Annotated in this window: 21 protein-coding genes; 12 read left to right on the top strand and 9 right to left on the bottom strand. The window is 71.8% G+C overall.

The window, feature by feature from the left end; genetic code table 11:
* The first annotated feature begins 15 nt into the window (after window positions 1–15).
* Window positions 16–192 carry a hypothetical protein gene (locus KLI87_RS01105; protein WP_156217351.1) on the top strand — a complete coding sequence of 59 codons (177 nt, stop codon included), beginning with the start codon at window positions 16–18 and terminating at the stop codon, window positions 190–192.
* 115 nt (window positions 193–307) lie between these two features.
* Window positions 308–949: a DUF4360 domain-containing protein gene (locus KLI87_RS01100; protein WP_214615476.1), complete on the top strand. Its 642-nt coding sequence runs from the start codon at window positions 308–310 to the stop codon at window positions 947–949.
* 58 nt (window positions 950–1,007) lie between these two features.
* Here the strand turns inward: KLI87_RS01100 and KLI87_RS40835 are convergent, their stop codons facing one another.
* Window positions 1,008–1,139 carry a hypothetical protein gene (locus KLI87_RS40835; RefSeq protein ID WP_281377999.1) on the bottom strand — a complete coding sequence of 44 codons (132 nt, stop codon included), beginning with the start codon at window positions 1,137–1,139 and terminating at the stop codon, window positions 1,008–1,010.
* A gap of 495 nt (window positions 1,140–1,634) precedes the next feature.
* On the opposite strand from KLI87_RS40835, the gene KLI87_RS01095 reads away from it, so the two are divergent.
* The 4 genes from KLI87_RS01095 (at window position 1,635) to KLI87_RS01080 (ending at window position 6,145) form a co-directional block, all read left to right on the top strand.
* The gene (locus KLI87_RS01095) at window positions 1,635–3,554 is read left to right on the top strand and encodes an FAD-dependent oxidoreductase (RefSeq protein ID WP_308165803.1); all 1,920 of its coding nucleotides are present in this window, start codon (window positions 1,635–1,637) and stop codon (window positions 3,552–3,554) included.
* A 77-nt stretch (window positions 3,555–3,631) separates the two neighbouring features.
* On the top strand, window positions 3,632–4,906 hold the full coding sequence (locus KLI87_RS01090) for a putative PEP-binding protein (RefSeq protein ID WP_214615475.1): 1,275 nt from the start codon (window positions 3,632–3,634) through the stop codon (window positions 4,904–4,906).
* 79 nt (window positions 4,907–4,985) lie between these two features.
* Entirely contained in the window at window positions 4,986–5,591 is a 606-nt protein-coding gene (locus KLI87_RS01085) for a TetR/AcrR family transcriptional regulator (protein WP_214615474.1), read from the top strand.
* Between the two features lie 2 nt (window positions 5,592–5,593).
* Window positions 5,594–6,145, top strand: coding sequence for a carboxymuconolactone decarboxylase family protein (locus tag KLI87_RS01080; protein WP_214615473.1), 552 nt, complete (start codon window positions 5,594–5,596; stop codon window positions 6,143–6,145).
* Window positions 6,146–6,167: 22 nt separating this feature from the next.
* Here the strand turns inward: KLI87_RS01080 and KLI87_RS01075 are convergent, their stop codons facing one another.
* The 3 genes from KLI87_RS01075 to KLI87_RS01065 all read right to left on the bottom strand — a co-directional run bounded on the left by KLI87_RS01075 (window position 6,168) and on the right by KLI87_RS01065 (window position 9,270).
* Window positions 6,168–6,863 (bottom strand): response regulator transcription factor, encoded by a 696-nt coding sequence (locus tag KLI87_RS01075; RefSeq protein WP_214615472.1) that lies wholly within the window; start codon window positions 6,861–6,863, stop codon window positions 6,168–6,170.
* Window positions 6,851–8,122: a sensor histidine kinase gene (locus tag KLI87_RS01070; RefSeq protein ID WP_214615471.1), complete on the bottom strand. Its 1,272-nt coding sequence runs from the start codon at window positions 8,120–8,122 to the stop codon at window positions 6,851–6,853. Before KLI87_RS01070 ends, KLI87_RS01075 begins: the two co-directional genes overlap by 13 nt.
* A gap of 515 nt (window positions 8,123–8,637) precedes the next feature.
* A complete protein-coding gene (locus tag KLI87_RS01065) occupies window positions 8,638–9,270 on the bottom strand; it encodes a LysE family translocator (RefSeq protein WP_214615470.1) in 633 nt (210 codons plus the stop codon).
* 130 nt (window positions 9,271–9,400) lie between these two features.
* On the opposite strand from KLI87_RS01065, the gene KLI87_RS01060 reads away from it, so the two are divergent.
* Window positions 9,401–9,784 carry a hypothetical protein gene (locus KLI87_RS01060; protein ID WP_156217358.1) on the top strand — a complete coding sequence of 128 codons (384 nt, stop codon included), beginning with the start codon at window positions 9,401–9,403 and terminating at the stop codon, window positions 9,782–9,784.
* A gap of 338 nt (window positions 9,785–10,122) precedes the next feature.
* Window positions 10,123–10,563: an ATP-binding protein gene (locus KLI87_RS01055; protein WP_156217359.1), complete on the top strand. Its 441-nt coding sequence runs from the start codon at window positions 10,123–10,125 to the stop codon at window positions 10,561–10,563.
* An 87-nt stretch (window positions 10,564–10,650) separates the two neighbouring features.
* Here KLI87_RS01055 and KLI87_RS01050 read toward each other — a convergent pair whose 3' ends face one another.
* Together KLI87_RS01050 and KLI87_RS01045 are read right to left on the bottom strand one after the other, a co-directional pair.
* The gene (locus tag KLI87_RS01050; protein ID WP_246249890.1) at window positions 10,651–11,346 is read right to left on the bottom strand and encodes a choice-of-anchor P family protein; all 696 of its coding nucleotides are present in this window, start codon (window positions 11,344–11,346) and stop codon (window positions 10,651–10,653) included.
* A gap of 49 nt (window positions 11,347–11,395) precedes the next feature.
* Entirely contained in the window at window positions 11,396–12,241 is an 846-nt protein-coding gene (locus KLI87_RS01045) for a L,D-transpeptidase (RefSeq protein WP_250903448.1), read from the bottom strand.
* A 281-nt stretch (window positions 12,242–12,522) separates the two neighbouring features.
* Here KLI87_RS01045 and KLI87_RS01040 point away from each other — a divergent pair, with 281 nt between their 5' ends.
* Together KLI87_RS01040 and KLI87_RS01035 are read left to right on the top strand one after the other, a co-directional pair.
* Entirely contained in the window at window positions 12,523–13,161 is a 639-nt protein-coding gene (locus KLI87_RS01040; protein ID WP_308165802.1) for a sigma-70 family RNA polymerase sigma factor, read from the top strand.
* Complete coding sequence (locus KLI87_RS01035) at window positions 13,158–14,318, top strand: CU044_5270 family protein (protein WP_156217360.1); 1,161 nt, start codon at window positions 13,158–13,160, stop codon at window positions 14,316–14,318. The genes KLI87_RS01040 and KLI87_RS01035 overlap by 4 nt, the downstream gene beginning before the upstream one ends.
* Before the next feature lie 91 nt (window positions 14,319–14,409).
* Here KLI87_RS01035 and KLI87_RS01030 read toward each other — a convergent pair whose 3' ends face one another.
* Together KLI87_RS01030 and KLI87_RS01025 are read right to left on the bottom strand one after the other, a co-directional pair.
* Window positions 14,410–14,757 carry a hypothetical protein gene (locus KLI87_RS01030; RefSeq protein WP_156217361.1) on the bottom strand — a complete coding sequence of 116 codons (348 nt, stop codon included), beginning with the start codon at window positions 14,755–14,757 and terminating at the stop codon, window positions 14,410–14,412.
* Between the two features lie 57 nt (window positions 14,758–14,814).
* Window positions 14,815–16,407, bottom strand: coding sequence for a pentapeptide repeat-containing protein (locus tag KLI87_RS01025; protein WP_214615469.1), 1,593 nt, complete (start codon window positions 16,405–16,407; stop codon window positions 14,815–14,817).
* Window positions 16,408–16,779: 372 nt separating this feature from the next.
* Between KLI87_RS01025 and KLI87_RS01020 the strand changes: the two genes are divergently transcribed.
* Together KLI87_RS01020 and KLI87_RS01015 are read left to right on the top strand one after the other, a co-directional pair.
* Window positions 16,780–18,864, top strand: coding sequence for an RNA degradosome polyphosphate kinase (locus KLI87_RS01020; RefSeq protein ID WP_156217363.1), 2,085 nt, complete (start codon window positions 16,780–16,782; stop codon window positions 18,862–18,864).
* Window positions 18,857–19,753, top strand: a complete 897-nt coding sequence (locus tag KLI87_RS01015; protein WP_156217364.1) for an NUDIX domain-containing protein — start codon at window positions 18,857–18,859, stop codon at window positions 19,751–19,753. The genes KLI87_RS01020 and KLI87_RS01015 overlap by 8 nt, the downstream gene beginning before the upstream one ends.
* Here KLI87_RS01015 and KLI87_RS01010 read toward each other — a convergent pair.
* Window positions 19,719–21,218 carry a CYTH and CHAD domain-containing protein gene (locus tag KLI87_RS01010; protein ID WP_214615468.1) on the bottom strand — a complete coding sequence of 500 codons (1,500 nt, stop codon included), beginning with the start codon at window positions 21,216–21,218 and terminating at the stop codon, window positions 19,719–19,721. The two genes, KLI87_RS01015 and KLI87_RS01010, sit on opposite strands and share 35 nt — an antisense overlap.
* Between the last annotated feature and the right edge of the window lie 219 nt (window positions 21,219–21,437).

Here is a 21,437-nt window from a genome sequence, read left to right as displayed (position 1 = left end):
AAAAGTGTTGTGGTCGTGTATGCGCTTTTCGATATGCGGGCGATACACACGCTTCCCGGATTCAAGGAACCGGCCAGCGAGGGCACGGTGCAGGTTGTGGCGCATGTCGCGGCGGCGTCGGGTGGGCGGCTGGGCGTTATGGCCGGGTTCAATGGTGTGCGCTCGAATGTTGAGTTAAAAATTGAGGTTTGACAGTGATTGGTGTGAAAGTTACTCTTCGTCCAGTTTCTGGATTCGCGTGCGTGGGCGGCGGGCAAGTGTGCCGGCTGTTGGAAGGCGAGTTCCGCTATCAGGTTGGAGGAATCGCGTGCGTAAGGGGACGTTCGTTTTCGGCGTGGCCGTCGCGGCGGTTGCCGTGACCGCGATGCCTGCCAGTGCTGGTTCGCGCCTCGTTCATGCTCCGGACGGGGCCACCATCGAGGTCGTGGCCGCTTACGGCTCCGGGTGCCCGGTCCACACCGCCCAGGCATGGTTCAAAGCTGAAAAAGATGCCTTTGTGGTCACTTACAACGCATACCTAGCCCAGTCTGGTGATTCGTCGCCCCTTCCCGACGCGCGCAAGAACTGCCAGGTTCGGCTCAAGGTCAACGTCCCGCCAGGTTTCACCTACGCGGTCACAAAAGCGAATTACACCGGCTGGGCTCAACTGCAGGACGGCGCAAGTGCCACCCACAGGGGCTTCTACTACTTCCAGGGCATCCGTGCCGCCAGGAAGACGACGTTCGAGCTGGCAGGTCCGTTCGAGGACGATTGGTACTTCACCGACACCACGCCGCCGCACCAGGTCGTCTGGAGGTCCTGCGGTGAAGATCGCGATTTGTGGCTGGACACGGAGTTGCGGGTCAACCAGGGAACGTCGGATCCGGCGGTGGTCAATTTCATCGCCGCTGACTCTCTGAGTGACGGCCCTCAAACGTTCTACAACTTGATCTGGAAGGAATGTAAGTAGGGTAGGGCCGGGCTCTCGCTCAGCGGCACATCGCCTGGATGAGGTCCGGGAACCGGTGTCAGCGCCGGCCCCAGCGGGACAGGGCTCGTACCACGTCGGGGATGTCCTCGGGGTGAGCCCGGAAGAGCGCGACGAGGCCGAGCGTGAGCCACGCGACGGTTGTGATCAGCGCGATATAGACGACTGGCACGACAGACCGCCTTTCGACAGGTGGGCCCATCGCTGGTCCGGGAATACCGCAGATCACGGGCCTCCGGGACCGTGGGCTGCGGCACCTGCGAAACGAGCGCGTCGGGTGGAGGCACTCGCCTTGCAGACACCAGCTTTGGCTACAGGATGACAGTTACATGTACGGGCCTGGGGGTCAACCCGATCGCGGGGCCGACCTCCGCGACCGGGGCCAGGCGTTAGCGGGCCATTGGTGGTCGGGGGTTCGCGCTGCGTCAGCGGAGAGCGGTGGGGCGGGCGGGAATCGGTCGGCGATGCCGAAGGCGATCCAGGTGCCGGGCGGTCGCCTGTCCAGCTCGTCGGCGACGTCCGGGCCCAGGGCCGTCTCGGGGCATGGTCACGCGGAGTGGACCTTCGTGTACGCCTTTCTTGGACGCTCTAATCCGGGCCTCTCGGTCGGGGGGCGGGAGTCGGGTTTTGCAAGGGTTGGTGGCGTCCGGTCTGTGCCACTTGTGGGGTGGGGCGAGCCATTGAGCAGGGCGGTGATCCAAGATACGTTCGAGCAGCAATAACTCTGTTATGGACCGATCCGACGCGTGGGGGAGTGGCCACGGTGGGTTTCCTGGCGCCCCGAAGGGTGGTCATCGTCGGAGCGGGTCTGGCAGGTACGGCCACCGCGATCCGCCTCCTGCAGTTCGCCCGGGAGCCGTTGCAGGTCGTGTTGCTGGAGCGGCGCCCTGAATTTCGGAACGCCGGTGTGGCCTACCACCGGGCGGGCAACCACTGGCAGCACGTCTTCAACATCCAGGCGGGACGCATGTCGATGTTCCGGGAGGACGTCGACGACTTCGTCTCCTGGGCCAACGATGAGGCCGATCGGGACGGCTGGCCCGCGGAATGGAGCGGCTTCACCTTCACCGAGTCCGGCCCCGCGCCGCGCCGGATCTACGGCGACTACCTCGCCACCCGTCTCGCCGACGCCGCGGGTGAGGCGTCGGACGGGGTGACGCTGCTCGACGCCGACGGTGAGGTGGTCGACCTGGAGGTCGGCGCCGGGGGCGTGGGGGTCGTGGTCGAGAACTGCTCCCTGGCGGGCGGGCCGCCGGGACGGACGACGCTCCACGCCGACCACGTCGTCCTGGCGACGGGCCTGGAGGAACGGGACCTTCCATTCGCGGCCGCCGTGCGCGACCACCCTTCCTTTTTGCGGCACCCCTATTCAGCGGCGGGAATCGAGAAGATCCTCGGCGTACGCAAGGACGCGGTCGTCGCCATCGTCGGCACCTTGCTGAGCGCCTACGACTCGGCTTCGCTTCTTCTGCGGCGCGGGCACACCGGGAAGATCCACATGATCTCGCGGTCCGGGTTGACGCTCCGCACCTACCCTTCGGACCACCGGCATCATGTGCTCGACCTGCCGGCTCCGCGGCTGCACGCCGACACATACGAAGGCCGTGACGAACTCGTCCGGCGGTTCAGGGACGAGTGGGAGCGGGCCTGCGCCATCGTCACCCGCGAGCATCCCGACGTGGCCCCCGCGGTGATGACCGAACGGGTCACCAAATCGTGGGAGCCCTTTCTGCCCGCGGTTCTGGAGCGGATTCCCTCATCCGACCTGCGCGCGCTCCTCGACGCCTACGGAAGCCTGATGGCCACGCTGCGGGTGAGCGCCGTCGCCTACACCACCGAGATCGTCGACGCGGCGATCGCGGACGGCAGCCGGCTCGTCCTCACGGCGGGGAAGGTCGACGGGATCGTCGGCACCGGGAACGGCACGCTGAAACTGACGGTGTCTTCCACAGGCCCGACCCGGACGATCGAAGCGGATCTCGTGATCTCGAACTTCGGACGTGAACCGGACTATGAGCGCGCCGGCTCGGCGCTGTGGGCGAACCTGCTGCGGAAGGGGATCGCCGCCCAGCACCGGCGGACGGGGCGCGGCGTCGAGGTGGACGCCAGCGGCTTCCTCCTCGGACCGGACGGTGTCCGCCCCGGTCCGATCTCCGTGGTCGGCACTCCCCGCGAGGGCGACGAGATCGTCCGGTACGGGCGGGTGGGCGCGTTCGCGTTCAATCTCGCCGCGATCAAGAACCATTCGGTGGGCGTCGCCGCGACCGTGCTGCACCATCTCGAATCCTGCTATGCCGAACGGGCCGGAGCCGCGGAGACGGCCATGGCGGGGGAGGCGTTCGACCGCGCGGTCGCGCTCGACGTGCACCGGATGGCCGCTCGGCGCCGCCGTGACCGCGACGCCCTGAGCGCCTCCTTGGAGGAGGGGCTCGGGGCCGTCCGCCGGGCCCTCCCGGCTCCCGTTGACGACCGTGCGCTGCGGTTCGCCGTGAACAGGGCGGCCGTGACGAGGCTCAACGACCTGTCCGTGACGCCACGGGAGCTGCGCCACCTGCTCGGGCTCGCTGTGCCGCCCGGGTCGGATTAGCGAGAAACACACCTGGGCATTCGAGAAGGTGCGCGGCGGCCCCGGCGGCTGCCAGCATCCAAGCATGCTCTGCCCGGATGAGGCGCGTCGAGCTCCCCGGGCGGGCCGACCCGGAATTGGCGGAGAGGACACTCGTGAGCCCTCGCGAAATACCAGGGGTTTTGCTCGTCGGTTCGCACCATCGTTACGTCAAGGGGCCTTGCAACCGCACCGGGGAACCGGTCGATGACGCCGTTCTGGTCGTCGAGAGGCTCGGCCCTGAACTTTACGACGCCATTGTCGTCTGCGCGGGGGTGATCTGCGCCAAGGGTGGGCGCACCGGCCATATGCAGTCCCTCTGCCGCTCGCGTGGGATCCCCGTCCTGCGGGTCGACTCGTCGGAGCTGGACGCGTTCACCGGCGAGGTCACCATCGTGCTCGACCGCGAGTCGGTCGTGCTCGGCGAGGCCGAGCCCGCGGCTCCGGCGGCCGAGTCCGCGGCCGTCGCCTTCGACGACATCGAGTCGATCTGCGTGGTCATCGCCGATGCCACCGATGTCCGCTCGACGAACGCCCTCGTCCCGCGGGTGGAGCGCGTCGACTCCTATTTCATCCGCGAGGAGTTCGTGTGTTTCGCGGCGGGACTGAGCCCGATCGACTCGCTTCGGGCGGGAGCGCGTGAGGCCGAGCGCTACGGTGCCGCCATCGCCTCGGAACTGTGCTCGATGGTGGACGAGCTCCTCCCCGGCCAGCGCCTGGTCATGAGGCTGCTCGACCTCCGCTCGGACGACGCCGCCCAGATCACGACCGACATGCACGTCGTCGACGAGCCGAATCCCGAACTCGGCCTCCACGGCGCCAGGTGGCTGCTCAGCGAACCCCACTATGCCGACGCCTTCCGGGCGCTTCGCACCTATGTGTTGGAACACCTCGGCACCGACGCCGACCGTTTGAGTTTCGCGATCCCGTTCATCAACGACCGCGACGAGTTCGTGCGGCTGCGGCGGTGCCTTGAGCTGGGGGAGGAGACGCCGCTCGGCGTCTTCGTCGAGACCCCGGCCGCCGTGCACTCGGCGGCCGACTTCTGCGCCGCCGGGGCGGGCGAGCTGTTCGTCGGCACCAAGGACCTGATCCAGTTCTATCTCGCCGCCGACCGGGGCAACCATCTGGTCTCCTCCATCTACCAGACCCGGCATCCGGCCGTCCTGGCCGCGCTGCGGCAGGCCGTCGAGGCCGGCCGGGACGCCGATGTCCCGGTGCACGTGTTCGCGCTCGGCGCCGATCTCGACCACTACGTCCAGCACCTTCCGACGCGAAGGCTGATGATGTGCACCGCCGAATTGCAGCAGCTCGCCAGGAGGTCGGCGGCCTAGAACCCCGGCGCGGACGGTTGTCACGAAGAGGGGGAGCATCTATCTTGGAATGAGCGTTCCAAGATAGCTGCGAGGGGCCATGCCGGACGTCAAGCACTTCGATCCCGACCGGGTGCTGGACGAGGTGGTGGAGCTGTTCTGGCGGCGCGGCGCGTCCTCGACCGGGGTCGGTGAGGTCGTGGCCGTGACGGGGCTCAGCCGCTCCAGCCTCTACTCCACGTTCGGTGGCAAACAGGAGTTGTACCTGGCGGCACTGCGCCGCTACGTCGACCGGCGGTCCCGCCCCGTACTGGACGCCCTCGCCTCCGACGGCCGGGGGCTTCCGGTCATCGCCGAATTCTTCGACCGGCTGGTTCAGGCGCGCTGTGCGGGGCCGCAGGCCCGCTGGGGCTGCATGGTGTCCAACGCCCATGCCGACACCGTTGTGGACGCCGACGTGCGCCAGATACTGGACGACCACCATGAGCGGTTGCGCTCGTCCATGCGCTCCGCACTCGAAAGCGCCCGGTCGCGCGGGCAGCTGCGCCCCGGCCTCCACGTCGAGTCCACCGCGGAAGCGCTGGCGTTGCTGGCCTACGGGGTGAATCTGCGGTCGCGGGCCGGTGCCCCGGCGGCCGACCTGCGAGCGACCGTCACCGCGCTCCTGGAGACCTTGTCCGCTGAAATCCCTGCCAAGGAGAAGTGAGAATGGCCGAGTTCACCGTCTATGACGAGACCAACGCCCCCGAGGAGTCCCGCCCCTATCTGGAAGCGGCCAAGAAGCGGATGGGCTTCGTCACCACCCTCAACGGTGTGATGGGCGAGTCGCCCGAGCTGCTGGCCGGTTACAACGCGCTGGCCGAGCAGTTCGGCAAGTCCTCGCTCCCGGCGCGCGCCAAGCAGGTGGTGCTGATCACCATCAGCGTGGAGAACGGCTGCGAATACTGCGTCGCGGCCCATTCCACGATCGCGTTGCGCACCAAGGTTCCGGCCGAGGTGGTGGAGGCGCTGCGCGCGGGCGAGCAACTGGACGACCCCGAGCTGGAGGCCGTGCGCCGCTTCACCCGACTTGTGGTCTCCGGCCGGGGCTGGGTGGACGACGCCGAGGTGCAGGCGTTCCTGGACGCCGGTTACACGCGCCGCCATGTCATGGACGTCGTCCTCGGCGTCGGGATGAAGACGCTTTCCAATTACACCAACCACATCGCCCACACCCGGCTGGACGACGCGTGGCAGGACCAGCGCTGGACTCGCCCCTGACACCGCACCGAACGCCGGTGCCTCAGTAACGGGCGGGGGAATCCAGAAAGGGAGGGGAAGCCGCGTCCGGGCGCGGGGCGGGCGTGTTCTCCAAATAGCGCAGGACGGCGGCGACGCGGCGGTCGGCGCGGTCGGTGGGGGCCAGGTCGAGTTTCGCGAAGATGTTGCGGATGTGCTTGTGGACGGCGCCCTCGGTGACCGAGAGGTTCTCGGCGATCGCGGTGTTGCCGAGCCCTTCCGCCATGAGGGAGAGGACGTCGAGTTCCCTCGGGCTCAACCGTTCCAGGGCGGTGTCGCGGCGCAGGAGTTGCGCGACGACGTCGGGGTCGATGGCCGTTCCCCCGCCGGCCACGCGGTGCAGCGCGTCCAGGAAATGGGCGACGCGGCCGACCCTCTCCTTGAGGAGGTAGCCGAGCCGGGCGGCGCCGCCGGAGAGCAGTTCGGTGGCGAACGCCTGCTCGACGTGGGCGGACAGGACGAGGACGGCGAGGTCCGGGCGGCGGCGGCGCGCCTCGACGGCCGCGACGATGCCCTCGTCGGTGTGCGTCGGCGGCATGCGCACGTCGACGATCGCGACGTCGGGGGCGTGGACGTCGACGGCGGTCAGGAAGTCGGCGGGGTGGTCGGCCGTGGCGACCACGTCCAGGGACTCCGCGCGCAGCAGGAGGGCGAGCCCCTCGCGCAGGAGCGGGTCGTCCTCGGCGATCACGATCCGCATGGCAGCTCCGCTTCGAGGGTGGTCGGCCCGCCGGGCGGGCTGGTCACGATGAGACGGCCGTCCAGCGCCTGGACGCGGTGGCGGATGCCCGCGAGGCCGGAGCCGCGGGTCTCGTCGGCGCCGCCGTCGCCGTCGTCGCCGATCCACAGCAGCAGCCGGTCGCGGTGGCGGCGGACGGTGACGGCCGCGCGCCGCGCGCCGCTGTGCCGGGAGATGTTCGTGAGCGCCTCGGCGACCACGAAGTAGGCGGTGGCCTCGACGGACGCGGCGCACCGCCCGGGGACGTCGACGTTCAGCCGGCAGGGGACGGCGCAGGCCGCGACGAGGCCGGCGAGCGCTCCGGCGAGGCCCCGGTCGTCCAGCACGGGCGGGAGGATGCCGCGCACGACCTCGCGGAGTTCGGCGAGGGCCTGCTCGGAGGCGTCCTGCGCGCGGTCGAGGAGGGCCGCCGCGCCGGAGGGGTCGCGGGCCAGCGCGCGGCGGGTCGCGCCGAGCATGACGGTGACGGCGACGAGCCGGTTCTGCGTGCCGTCGTGCAGCGAGCGTTCGATGCGCCGCAGTTCGGTGGCGTGGGCGTCCAGCGCCGCGGCGCGGGTGGCCGACAGCCGCGCGACGCGCAGGGACAGGTCGGTGACGGGGACCGGGCTGAGCAGCCGCCGACCCGGCCACGCCTGGAGGCGGGCCATGGCCGGGGCGAGGCCCATGAACGCGACGGCCCAGCCGAGGCCCGCGAGCGGCGCGCAGAGCGCGTCGGCGAAGCCGTGCACGTCCCAGAACTCGGGGGAGCGCTCGGAGGCGTCGCCCGGGACGGCCCACCAGTACAGCGGATAGGTGAGGTCGCGCACGACGTAGTAGGGGACCGGCGCCCCGGCGAGCCCGACGGCCATCCCGAACGTGGAGTGGGTGATCAGCCAGCTCAGCTCCCGCCGGACGGACGGGTCGGCCGCGGCCGCGCGGACACCGGCGGGCGCCGGGCGCGGGTCGATCATCTCCGGGCCGCAGTGGGAGAGCCGGGCCCGCTCGCGGTCGGCGACGAAGCGCAGCCCGCGCAGGGCGGCCGACCTCAGGAACGTTCCGATCCCGAGTGCGGACGCGAGCGCGGCGGCGGCCAGCGCGATCAGGACGATCACCGCCAGGATCGCCGTGCCGAGACCGCCGACGAGTTGTTCGAGCGCGTCCAGCGCGCGGCGGGCCCGGCAGAGGAGCCGCTGTCTGACCTCCCCTCTCGCCCTGGTCCGCCCACAATGCTCAGCCGGCATTCGCTACCCCCCGAGTCGGCGACGGCGGGGCGCCGCCGCTCCTTTCGCAGAATAACTTCCGAGAAGAACGGGGGGCCGTACGGCGGACGACGTCCGCGGCGAGGACGACTTCAGCGAGAACGGCGACCAAGGCTTTTGCTGATGACCAGCGCATTCGCCGCCCGGTGCCATCCCGGTGATCAGTGAGAACCATGTTCGGTTCGTGCGGACGTAGGCTCCGCTTTGGCACCGATCGTCCGCTATCCCGGCGCCCGGTGCCGACGATGACCGCTGTCGGACATCGCTCCGGGGTTTGGTCAAAGTGATCTTGAAAATGTCGCGGCGACCTGCAATTCTCTGCGCCCTGCCCGCCCAGAAGAGAATGGCCGCTCAGCGCAGCCGAGAATGGCCCGTTCGGGGGCGGACGGCACCCTCTGGAGGCGAAGGCGGAGCCGTCCTTGAGCCTCACTTGAGAGGGGACGGCTCCACCGGGCGCCCCTGCGGCGGTCCAGGCGACCCGGTGGAGGCGCCCTGCGTCAGGGGCGTTCGGTGGCCAGGTTGGCGGCGAAGCCGAGGAAGGCGATGCCCGTGAACTGCTCCAGGCGGCGGCGGACCGAGGGGCGCCGCAGCCGCTCGGCCAGCGCGGCGGCCACGCCGGAGACCAACCAGTACCAGACGACGAGTTCGGCGAGGTCGATGCCCGTGAACAGCAGCGTCGTGCTGAACGTCGGGGCGCCTTCGGGCATGAACTGCGGGATGAGGCTCATGTAGAAGACGCCCGCTTTGGGGTTGAGGAGGTTGGTCCCCACCCCGGCGCGGAAGGCGGCCCAGTGTCCGCGCGGCTCGGCGGCGATCTCGGGTTCCGAGGTCCGCGCCGTGGTCTTGCGGCGGGCGTGCCACAGGGCGGACGCGCCCAGGTAGAGGAGGTAGAGGGCGCCGCAGATCCGCAGCGTCTCGTAGGCGACGTGGGAGGCGGTGAGCAGTGCGGTCAGGCCGATCGCGGCCGCGAGGCCCCAGGCCAGGCAGCCGGTCATGACGCCGAGGGAGGCGATGACCCCGCCCGCCCTGCCGTCGGAGATGGAGGTGCGCAGGACGAGCAGGGTGTCCACGCCCGGGGTGATGTTGATCAGGAGGGCGACCCCGGCGAAGGCGATCGCGGCGGTCAGCATGATCGGATCGTGTTCAGCATGATCGGATCGTAAGGGGCAAGTCGGGCGAACGCTGCTGAGTTTCGCTGGTGGTCGCAACTTCGTCAGGGATACTTGACGTCAGGTTGTCTTGACCCTGAGACTCGGAGACATGATCACTGCTGACGCGTTGGAGAAGGAAGTCACGCTGCCCGGGGCTGCGGCCCGCCACGACGACCTCTGGATGCGGGACGCGGTCGGGGAGTCGCCGCTGCGCCGGGACGAGGCGCTGGAACTGCTGGCGCTCGGGGAGGTGATCGCCCGCAAGGCGGTCTACGGGCGCCAGCTCGCGGTGCGGAGCGCGCGGGCTTCCGGCGCCTCCTGGTCGCAGATCGGCGCCGCGCTCGGGATCAGCAAGCAGGCCGCCTGGGAGGCGCACGGCCGGTGGATCGACGACCAGGCCGAGCAGAACCGGGAGACCGGCTACGAGGGCCTCGACGAGGATCAGACGGCCGCCGCCCGCGCCCTGGCGGGGGATGTCGACGACGGGGCGTGAACCGAGACCTCGCGGGTCAGAGCCGGGACGGCCGTGATGGCGCACCGAAGCGCGGACGCCTCCGTCCACCGGAACAAGGGGCACCTCCGGCGGCCCGCGAAGCGCGCGCCGTGTTCGACGCGATCGGGGTGCATGATCACCGCCAGGGCGGCAATGGACCGTGGTGCGGAACGCTTCGCGTCGAGCGATCTCGGCGGCGGGAGCACCGAGGTGATGGCGAAGATCGCGAAGGGTTGACCAGGCCCCTGACCTGCCGGGTATCACGTGGTGGGGGTGGCGGAAGTTTCCGGCGTGTGGTAATGGGAAATCTGCCTCCTAGAGGAACGGAGGCGGTTCGCATGGAGGTCGTCCTTGAAATGACCTTGCCCAGGGACGCCGAGAGCGCGCCCCTGGTACGGCACACGCTCGACGCCTCCCTCCGCGGTCTCGGGGTGACGTCCGACATCAGGGCGGACATCTCCCTGGCGCTGGGTGAGGCGTGCGCGAACGCCATCCAGCACGCGGTGGCGGGTGAGTACGAGGTCCGCGCGCGTATGGACGGGGCGCGCTGTGTGGTGGAGGTCATCGACGGAGGCGGAACGGGACCGGCGTCGTGGGAGAAGCCGCGGGCGCCACAGGACGCGCGGCAGGCGTCGTGGGACGCACGGCAGGCGCCGCCGCATGCCGAGAGCGGGCGCGGGCTTCAACTGATCCGCGCCTTTATGGAAGAGGTGCACATCATGGATCGCGTCTCGCGGAACGGGGCGATCGTGCATTTCGAGAAATCATTGGCGAGCTGAGCGGTGCGGGCCCGCCGCGCCCGGTGGCCCGATACGCGCGCGAAAAAACGGCCCGGGGAATCCCCGGGCCGTTTCCTCGTGAAAGCGTCAGCCGGCGACGGGCAGGTCGCGCTTCACCGGGGTCGGCGCGGGAGCCTCGGCGGCGGGACGCGGGCGCGGGTGCGCATGCGGGCGCGGCGCGGCGGCCTGGCCGCAGGTGGCGGAGGCGATCCGGACGGTCGAGTCCTTGGCGACCTTGGACAGCGGCAGGTTCAGCTCCATCCCGGTGACGGCGAGGCGGCCGTCGCGCATGCGCTGCTGCTTGTTGAGGATGAGCGAGGTGCGCCCGACGCCCTCGACGTCGACCGGGACCGTGGTGTTGGGCGGCGGCGCCGCGTCGAGCCGGCGCCCGGCGACCAGGGCGTCGGTCAGGTGGGTCGCGCCGCGTCCGCCGTCGCAGGTCGCGGTGACCGCGCCCGCGGTGAGGCCCGCCGGCGGGACGTTCAGCCGGGCGACCGACGAGCTGGCGTGCCCGGCCCGGGCCATCACGTCCAGCGCGGACGCCTGGACGTACTCGGTGCGGTCCTCGCGCAGGAGGCTCTTCCTGGCCGCGCCCGAGCGGGACGAGACGGCGGGGACCGGCGCGAGCGGAACCGCGCCGATCGCGGTGAGCCCGTACGCGGAACCCTCTCCGCGGGCCGTGCCGGAGTGCTCGGCGGGCGCGGCCATGGCCGGGCTCGTAACGGCGACGAGCCCGGCGGCCAGCAGCCCGGCCGTGGTCAGGCGTCGCAGGACGTGGCGCATATGTGTGTCTCCGATCAGATACTGGAGGGGCCGAGCGGCGGTGCGCCGGTCAGCCGTTGATGAGCACGAGCGTCCCGAGCGGGACGCTGGAGAGGCGGCGCAGCGCGTCCGCCGGTACCCGCACGCAGCCGTGCGTGACGGCCCTGCCGAACACGGCGCGGTCGGGCCAGCCGTGCAGGGCGACGGTGCCGGGGCCGCCACCGAAGGTGTCCAGGGTGGCCGAGTGCGTGCCGAGCGGCAGGACGATCGGGCTCGGCGTCTGCTTCGCGGGGGCCAGGGAGGCCATGACGAACGTCCGCCCCGGCGGGGTCGGGGTCCTGGTGCCGCCGACCGCGACCTTCCAGCGGCCGACCGGCCGCGCGGACTCCAGCAGGGTCAGGCTGCGCCGTGCGAGGTCGATCCTGACCGTGTAGGGCGTGTGCGCGGTCCGCAGCCCCGGGGTCGCGGCGGAGATCCAGCCGGTCGCCCGGTTGGGACGGCTCGGCAGCAGCACGCGCCGCCAGCCGCCGGAGGTCTCCACGACGGGCACCCAGGTCGGGCCGCCGAGCTGCTCGGCCGGCAGCGTGGCGACGGTGCGCCCGCCGGGCCGGTCGAGGACGGGCACCGCCGCGCTGGGGTGCACGACCAGGCCGTCGGTGGCGGACTGCGCGCCCTCGTCCTTCGGGGCGCCCGGCACCGTGGCGAACGTGGTGGCGGCGGGCGCGTTCACGCCGTCGGGCCGGTCGGCGGACGGGCCGGCCTGGCCGCCTAACCCGCTCCCCGCGGACGGCTCGCCCGAGGCCGCCTCGCCCGGGGACGAGCCCCCGCACCCGCCGAGCAGCAGCACGGCGGCGGCCGCCGGAGCGAGCGCGCCCGCCGTCCGGACGCGTCTCGCCCGGGTATTCATGGTCGCCATGAGCCGGATATTAGTGGCGCGGAGCCGCCTGTGCGCGGAATGGCGGAAAAACAGGCCCGGTCATTCTCGCCGCGCCACCAAAACACATTAATGGTCTGATTTGCCGGGCAATTAAAGGATCGGGCGGATAAAAGCGGATGAAAGCGGAGCCTGGCTCCAGACCCGACGCCGCGCGGGTCGCCGGGGCCCGCCGGGAGGTTTCCTGAGATGTCCGGTAACGATGGATCCTCGCACGCCACTACCTGGTGACGGACACACCTGGACGGACGAAGGGGCAGGCGGTGGCAGACGAGGCCTCCGAGGAAGAACGCTTCACCGCGATGTACGACGCGTGCCGGCAGCGCGTGTGGGCGTACGCGGTGAGCCGCGCCGGCCGGCAGGTCGCGGACGAGGTGGTGAGCGAGACCTTCGCGGTCGCCTGGCGCCGCTTCCGCGACGTCCCCGACCCGGCGCTGCCGTGGTTGCTCGGCGTCGCGCGGAACGTGCTGCGCGAGGGGTACCGGGCCGAGGCGCGGCGCGAGGCGTTCGCGGCGGAGCTGCGCGGCTGGGCCGAGCGCGCGGACGCCGGGCGGGGCGGGCACCCCGCGCACCCCGGACCGGCCGGGGACATCGCGGAGGACGTCGCCGAGCGGCTCGCCGTGCTCCGCGCGATGGCCGCGCTGCCGGAGGGCGACCGGGAGATCTTGATCCTGGTCGCCTGGCAGGGGCTCACGCCGCGCGAGGCGGCGCGGGTCGTCGGGTGCTCGGCGGCGGCGCTGCGGGTGCGGTTGCACCGGGCGCGGCGCCGCCTCGTCCGGGCGGTCGAGGATCGCCCCGCCGAGCGCGCGGCCCGCTCCGCGGGGCCCGCGGGCCACCCCGCCGAGCATGGGGCTCGGCCTGAAATGCGTCCGGTCGGGATCATCAGTGAGGAGAGGCCATGAGTGACGACGTGCTGAGGACCCTGCGGGAGGCCCGGCCCGGCGAGCTCGACCCGGACGTCCGGGTCGAGGAGGGCGTGCGGGCGGCGGAGCTGGCGCGCGCGATGGCGACGCCGCGGAACGCGGCGGGCGCGGAGAGGACGGCCCCGCGGCGGCGGCTCGTCCGTCCGGCGTGGGGGATCGGGCTGGTCGGCGCGGCGGCGGCCGCCGCGCTGGTCGTGGCGGCCCTGCCCTCGGGCGGGGGCGGCGGCGCGGCCGGCCCGCGTTCCCAGGCGGGCGGCGAGCCGGAGCAGCCGGGCGACGCGCGCACCGTCCTGCTCGCGGCGGCGGAGAAGCTGGACGGGCAGACCGAGGGGACCGGGGCGTACTGGCACATCGCGACCAGGTCCTACAGCTTCTACCGGGTCGGGAACCCCGCCTACACGGTCGTGACCGCGGACAAGGACGACGGCTGGACGCCCGGCAAGCCCGGCGGCCGCTCCTATGGCCGCCAGCAGTCGCTCGGCGCGAAGCCCGCGACCCCGGCGGACGAGAAGGCCTGGCGGCGTGCCGGATCCCCGTCCGAGTTCGAGGTCAAGGTGAGCGTCACGCCCGGCGGCGGGCGGTACAAGAGCATGAAGCTGCGGACGGCGCCGGGCCGGCAGACGGTCAGCAGCATGCCGCTGGTCGACGGCGACAAGGTGTTCTGGCTCGGGCGGAACGTGACGATGAAGGACCTGCGCGACCTGCCCGCCGACCCGAAGCGGCTCAAGGCGACGCTGATGCGCTGGTACGGGGGGCACGACACCGAGGCCGAGTCCGTGCCGATGTCGGCGGACGCGTGGCTCTACCGCGTCGGCGGGAACGTCGTGACCAGCCTGCCGGTCAGCCCGAAGGTGCGCGCGGCGGCGTTCCGGATGCTGGCGGGGCTGAAGAGCGTCGAGGGCATCGGCAAGGTGAGGGACGCGGCGGGCCGCACCGGCGACGCGATCGCGATGGACGAGAAGACGCCGCGCGGCGTCCTGCGGCACCGGCTCGTGATCGACCGGGCCAACGGCAACGCGCTGGCGGATGAGAACGTGCTGCTGAAGCCGTCGGGCGGTGAGAGCGCGCCCGCCGGTTCGCTGCTGAACTCCACCACCGTGATCACCATGGAATGGACGAACACGGTCCCGCGCTGACCGCCCGCGGGACGGCTTCGCCGCAGGGGCGGTGCCCCGGCCTCACCGGCCGGGCGCCGTCCCCGCGCGGCGTGCCGTGATCGGCTTGTGATCAGGCGCTTTTCGGGGTGTGGCGGGCGGCTTTCTGGGCGGCCTTGCGCTGCGCGGCGACGGACCTGGCGCGGTTCAGGCTTTCCCTGACCCGGGCGGCGCCGCGCATTGCGGTGGCGGTGTCCTTGACGCGGCCGGCGTAAACCGCGAGAACCTCCGCGACCGGAGGGGGCGACCATTCCTCCTTGATCGCGGCGGCGTGCGGCGCCGGGGCGGGGGCACCGGCGGGCAGGGGGTTCGCGGGCAGGACGGTCGGGGTCGTGGAGGCGGTCGGGAGGGGGACGGGGACGAGCGCGAGATGGGATTGGCAGTGCGGGCACCGCACTCCCGGATGGGTGTCTCTGCTCATAACAAGAATGATTACCCAAAGGTCTGACAAAACAGAGGCGGCGCCTCCTCACGTGCCCTATTGAAGGCAGCCGGTAACGTTGCGGTCGTCCTCAATCACGGCGCCGGGGGCGGCGCCGCGTCCGGCGAATGCCGCCTTCCGGACGGCCGGCAGCAGCCCCCGGCGGCCGGCGGAGCACACCCGGTCGAGCGCGGGCGTGTGCGCCGCCGACGTCTCGTGGCTCCCGTGCCGCACGTAGGTGGCGCCGCAGCACAGCAGCGCGATGAGCACCGCGAACCAGGCCATCATCCGGCTCGTCCGCAGGCCGTATCCGCTGGTCAACCACAGGACGTGCAGGGTCAGCCGGCGCCACTGCGCGTGGTCGCCGTGCCGCCGCAGCTCCAGCGCGGCGTAGCGGAAGTCCCGGGCCAGCGCGGCCTGCCCGCAGCCCGCCGACGCCCGCGCCAGCTCCCGGTAGAGCGCCTCCAGCCGCGCGGCGTCCACGCCCCCGCGCCTGACGCGCCCGCGTGCCGCGCCGTGCCGGCGGCCGTGACCGCGGCCGTGTCCGCGGCCGGGCTCTCCGCCGGCCCCCGCGCGGCGGGCGAGGTCCTCGGCGAGGACGGCGCGGCCCCGGCGGGCCGGACCGCCGAACGGCTGCCAGTGCCGCGCCGGGACGGTCGCGAACGGGCAGTCGCCGGAGATGCGCAGCAGATCGGGCCGGTGCAGGCCGAGGAACCCGCAGCCGCTGAGGTCGACGTCCGCCAGGTGGAGGCCGCGCGCGGAAACGCCGCGCAGTGACAGGACCCGCACCGTGGGTGGACCGATCCACACAGGTTCGGCCACGCCCTGGATCGGCTGCGGCAGCGACCGGACGGTGACCGTCCCGCCGACCCCCGCGCCCTCCAGGTCGAGTTCGGCGTGCCGGAGCCGGAAGTCGGCCGCCCCGTGGACGGTCGCCCCCCGCGCGCTCACCTGCCGCGCCGCCGCGTGGACGCGCAGGCCGCCGTTCGCGCTCGCGTCCGCCAGCCCGATCCGGCCGCCCGCCACCAGCGGCCCGAGCCAGGCGCCGTGCCGGAAGCGGGCGCGCTCGAAGCGCGCGTGCCGGGCCACGTGCACGCGCTTGAACGACACGGCGGCGCCGAAGCAGGCCGCCTGCATCGCCGCGTCGCGGCCGAAGCGGGCGCGGTCGAAGCAGGCCGCGCCGATGAAGACGGTGCGCCGGAAGGACGCGTCGGCGTGCCAGGCGGCCTCGCCGAACAGCGCGTCCCCGGCGAAGACGGCCTCCTCGAAGGAGGCGTGCCGGTGGAAGCGGGCCGCGTGGAAGGAGGCGTTCCCGCCGAAGCGCGCCCCCCGGAAGGAGACGTTCCCGAAGAACCGCGCGTCGTAGAAGGACGCGCCGCCGAGGAAGCAGGCGCCGTCGAACGAGCTGTCGCCCTCGACGCAGGCTCCGTGCAGGACGGCGTGGGCGGGCAGGACGGCGCCGTCGAAGCGCGTCCGGCCGATGTGGGGCCGCCCGTCGGGACCGGTGAGGGCGTCCAGGAGGGCGTCGAGCAGCCACGCCGGGACGGTGACGCCGCGCAGGTCGAGGTCGGCCCCGGGACGCAGGCCCGCGACGAACCGGTCGAACTCGTCCGGCCGCAGGTGCGCGGGACAGCCCCCGAGACGTTCCACGGCGCGCCCGGTGCACCCGTGCACGGCCGTGCACCGCGGCCAGAGCACGGTGGTCAGGGGCGGCTGCGAAGACTCGTGGGAAGTCACCTTTCTCGTTCTACCGATGTCACCTTCCGACGGGAAGGTCTCCATGTGGACAGGTCGATACTCCCTTTGCAGTAACCCGACACGGTCCGTTATTTTCGCCACACCGGGCGTACGGGGCGTAGCGGACACGCCTCCGCGCCCGCCGAGATGTGGATCACCGGTTGCCCCGAACGCGGAGTGATCAGCGGGAACCCGGGGCATGATCCACGTGTCTGATACTTCGGAAAATCGACGACATCAACCGAGTTCGACTGCCGTTCATCTTGGTCGGGGAAAATTACGGACATGACAGTCAATCCAGGACATCTGCCACATAGCGATGAGGCGCTGCCCGATGATCGCTTCCTCGACCGTGAGGAGAGCTGGCTCAGGTTCAACCAGCGGGTCCTGGAGCTCGCCGAGGATCCCGCGCTGCCGCTGCTGGAGCGCGTGCGGTTCCTGTCGATCTTCGCGAGCAACCTGGACGAGTTCTTCATGGTGCGGGTCGCCGGGCTCGCGCGGCGCATGGCGACCGGCCTGGCCGTCCAGTCCGCGAGCGGCCGCCAGCCCCGCGAGGTGCTGGAACGTACCGCCGGGGTCGCCCACGAGCTGATGCTGCGGCACGCCGCCGCCTTCCGCAACGAGATCCGTCCCGCCCTCGGCAAGGAGGGCATCGACATCCTGCGCTGGGACGAGCTGGCCGAGACCGAGCAGGAGCGGCTGCGGCGCCTGTTCCGGGACCGGATCTACCCCGTCCTGACGCCGCTGGTCGTCGACTCCGCGCACCCCTTCCCCTATATCTCGGGCCTCTCGCTGAACCTCGCCGTGATCGTCCGCGATCCGGAGACGGACGCGACGATGTTCGCCCGGGTCAAGGTGCCGCCGCTGCTGCCGCGCTTCATCGAGGCGTCGGCCGACCGGTTCACGCCGCTGGAGGACGTGATCGCCGCGCACCTCGGTCAGCTGTTCATCGGCATGGAGGTCGTCGAGCACCACGCGTTCCGCGTCACCCGCAACCAGGACCTGGAGATCGACGACGACATCAGCGAGGGCCTCCTCCAGGCGCTGGAGCGCGAGCTGCTGCGCCGCAGGTTCGGCCCCGTCGTCCGGCTGGAGGTCGAGGAGTCGATCTCCGACGGCGTGCTGGAGCTGCTCACCGAGGAGCTCCAGGTGCACGACTCGCAGATCTACCGGGTCGGCGGCCCGCTCGACCTCGGCGGCCTCGCCGCGATCGCGGACCTGGACCGCCCGGAGCTGAAGTACGTCCCTTTCGTCCCCTCCAAGGTGGCGCTGCCGGAGGATGTGAGCATCTTCACGGCCATCCGTGAGCGGGACGTGCTCGTCCACCACCCCTACGACTCGTTCACCACGAGCGTCCAGCGGCTGATCGAGGACGCCGCCGCCGACAAGCGCGTCCTGGCGATCAAGCAGACGCTCTACCGCACCAGCGGCGACTCCCCGATCGTGGACGCGCTCATGAACGCGGCCGAGGCGGGTAAGCAGGTCGTCGTGGTCGTCGAACTGAAGGCCCGCTTCGACGAGCGCGCCAACATCGCCTGGGCGCGCAAGCTGGAGACGGCGGGCTGCCACGTGGTCTACGGCTTCGTCGGGCTGAAGACGCACTGCAAGATCGCGCTGATCGTCCGGCAGGACGCCGACGGCACCCTGCGCCGCTACTGCCACATCGGCACCGGCAACTACCACCCGAAGACCGCCCGGCTGTATGAGGACTTCGGCCTGCTCACCGCGAACCCCGAGGTCGGCGAGGACGTCAGCGCCCTGTTCAACCACCTCACCGGCTACTCGCGGCAGAACTCCTACCACCGGCTGCTGGTCGCGCCGAACAGCCTGCGGTCCGGGCTCGTCCAGCGGATCGAGCACGAGATCGAGAACCACCGCGCCGGGCACGCCGCGCGGATCCGGATCAAGTGCAACTCGCTCGTGGACGAGGTCGTGATCGACGCGCTGTACCGGGCGTCCCAGGAGGGCGTGCCGGTGGAGGTCTGGGTGCGCGGCATCTGCGCGCTGCGTCCCGGCGTTCCCGGCCTGTCGGAGACGATCAAGGTGCGCAGCGTCCTCGGCCGGTTCCTGGAGCACTCGCGGGTGTTCGCGTTCGAGAACGGCGGCGAGCCCGAGGTGTGGCTCGGCAGCGCCGACCTGATGCACCGCAACCTCGACCGCCGCGTCGAGGCCCTCGTCTCGGTCAACGACCGCGCCCAGCGCGAGGAGCTGCTCACGCTCCTCGACACCGCGATGGACGACGGCACCCAGGCGTGGACGCTGGCCGGCGACGGCACCTGGACGCGCGCCACGGCGCCGCCCGGCGAGGCCCTGCTGGACATCCAGACCCACCTGGTCCGCAGCCGCCGGTGGAGGACCGTCGATGGCTGAGCCCGTCCACGCGGCGGGAGCGGTGCTCTGGCGGGACGGCCCGGAGTTCGCGGTGATCCACCGTCCCCGCTACGACGACTGGTCGTTCCCCAAGGGCAAGGTCGACAAGGGCGAGCACGTGCTGCGCGCCGCCGTCCGGGAGATCGAGGAGGAGACCGGGGTGCCCGCCCGCCTCGGCCGCCGGCTGCCCACCGTCCGATATCCGGTCGACGGGCGGCCCAAGCAGGTCGACTACTGGTCGGCGCGCGGCGTGGGCGAGAGCGCGTTCGCGGTGAACGACGAGGTCGACCGGCTCGTCTGGCTCCCCGCCGCCGAGGCCGAGGCGAGGCTCAGCTACCGGCACGACGTCGACCTGCTGCACGACTTCCTGCGCGGCCCCCTGACCACGTGGCCGCTGGTGATCCTGCGGCACGGCTCCGCCGGGGAGAAGCACGCCTGGCACGAGCCCGACGAACTGCGTCCGCTGGACGGGAAGGGCCGCGCCGAGGCGTCCGAGCTGGCGGCACTGCTGCACGCCTACGGGCCGTCCCGGCCGCTCAGCTCGGCGACCGCGCGCTGCGTGGAGACCGTGCTGCCCTACGCGCGGCTCGTCCGGACGCCGATCACCACCGACGCGGCGTTCACGGTCGGCGAGACCGACGCGGACCGCGCGATGGAGCGCGTGCTGGAGATCGTCGCCGAGGGGCTCCCCACCGTCCTGTGCACGCACGGCGAGGTCGTCTCCGATCTCGTCACGGGCCTGTGCAAGGAACTGGGCGAGAACCCCCCGGACGACCCAGGACTGCGCAAGAGCGAGTTCTGGGTCGTCCACCTGGACGGGTCAACGATCGCCTCGCTGGAGCGTCACACGCCGCTCAGAAGGACGGGCCGAGCGTCTGCGACCAGGTGACGGCGAGGCGGTCCCGCGCCGCCTCCGCGTCACACCGCTCCGCCCCGTACAGGACGCCCAGGGCGAACGCGTCGGCCACCGCCCGCGCGCGCCGCGCGGCCTCTTCGAGGTGCTGCATGGCGATGACGCCGTCCTGGTGCTCGCCCAGCACCTCCTGGATGCGCTTGGCGTCCTTGACGACCCGCCGGGCCGCCACGCCCAGCACGGGCACCGCGACCTCGGCCGCGTAGCGCGCGCGCTTGGCCGCCTTGCGCGTGTCGTGCCGCGCGACGTCCTCGTCCTCGGCGACCGCGATGGACGCGTAGTCCTTCGCCATCCGCTCCCACGCCTTCGTCACCAGGACGGGCAGCTCCTTGCGCGCCTTCTTCTCCGCCGCCCGGCCCAGCGGCGGATGCGCGACCAGTTCCTCCAGCGTCTCCAGCAGCGCGAAGTACCGGGGCTCCTTCAGGCTCGCGTTCAGCCGCCGGTACGCGCCCCGCTCCCGCCGGGCCAGCTCCTCCATCCACCCGGACGCCGCGCCGTCCAGCCGCTCCTGGAAGCGCATCCGCAGCACCTCCAGGTCGCGGACCTCCCCGAGCACCGCCGCGAGCCACTTCAGCTCCTCGCCGAGCGAGCCGTCCACGTTCAGGACCGGCCGGTAGGTCTTCAGCGTGCTGCGGATCCTGCGCACCGCCACCCGCATCCGGTGGACGGCGTCGTCCTCCCCGACCCGCGCCTTCGGGTCGTACTCGAACACCGCCTCGACCTGCGCCGCGAGATAGCCCATCACCGCGTCCCCGGTCGTCACCGCGGGAGCCTTGCCGTTCGTGGTCAGCGCCACCAGCCGCGCCCGCGTCTCCGCCCGCGCGGCCTTCGCCTCCGACGGGACGACCGCCCCGTCCAGCAGCCGCCCCAGCTTCGACGACGACGCCGCCCGCTTGGCACCCGACTTGCGCAGCCGCTTCCCCACCGCCTTCAGCAGCTCGGGCGCGCCGTCCCCGAGCTCGACCTCGACCTCGCGCCACTGCCGGGGCGCGCCGCCCCGCGCGTCCTGCCCGGTCACGAGGTCGTCGGCCACCTCGACGAGCATCGTCCCGTCCTCGCCGTACAGCCGGACGACCGTCCGCTCGGTGTCCAGCGTCGCCACCTGGTCCAGCGCCGCCCCCCGTGTGTGCGCCGCCACCAGACCCGCCAGCCGCACCGGGACCACCCGCGGCCGCCCGAGCGCCGCCCGCAGTTCCTGCTTGCTGTCGGGCCCCACCGGCATCTTCAGGTGCCACCCGGCGTCCGTCCCGCCCCTCCTGCGCCGCAACGTGATCCCCTGCGCGGCCAGCCGCAGATCCTCGGTGTCGAAGTAGCTCGCGTGCAGCTCGTACGTCACCGGCTCGCCCACCGACGCCACCCCCGGCAGCCCGTCCAGCTCGGGCAGGACGAACTCGGCGGCGGCGTCGAACTTGTGCTCGATCTCCAGATGCTTCAAGGCCACGATCTGCTCCTCCACGGGGTTCCAACGGCGACGAGCACACCCAGATGGCCAGCATTCCACGCCAAGGTGAACAGATACAGAAACCCGAATGTCGGCCCCAGAGTCGCCTTGACCTGACAATCCCCTGAACCGGCGCGGGTAAAGCGACCCCGCCCCGGGCCCCGCGGCGTGACGAGCATCTCCCCACGTGGGCGCCCGACCCGGGCGACGGAAGACACA

Origin of the sequence: Actinomadura sp. NEAU-AAG7 (assembly GCF_018603865.1) — a bacterium.
In the GTDB taxonomy this organism is placed as follows: Bacteria; Actinomycetota; Actinomycetes; order Streptosporangiales; family Streptosporangiaceae; genus Spirillospora; species Spirillospora litoris.
This window is presented reverse-complemented; position numbering and strand designations above follow the sequence as displayed.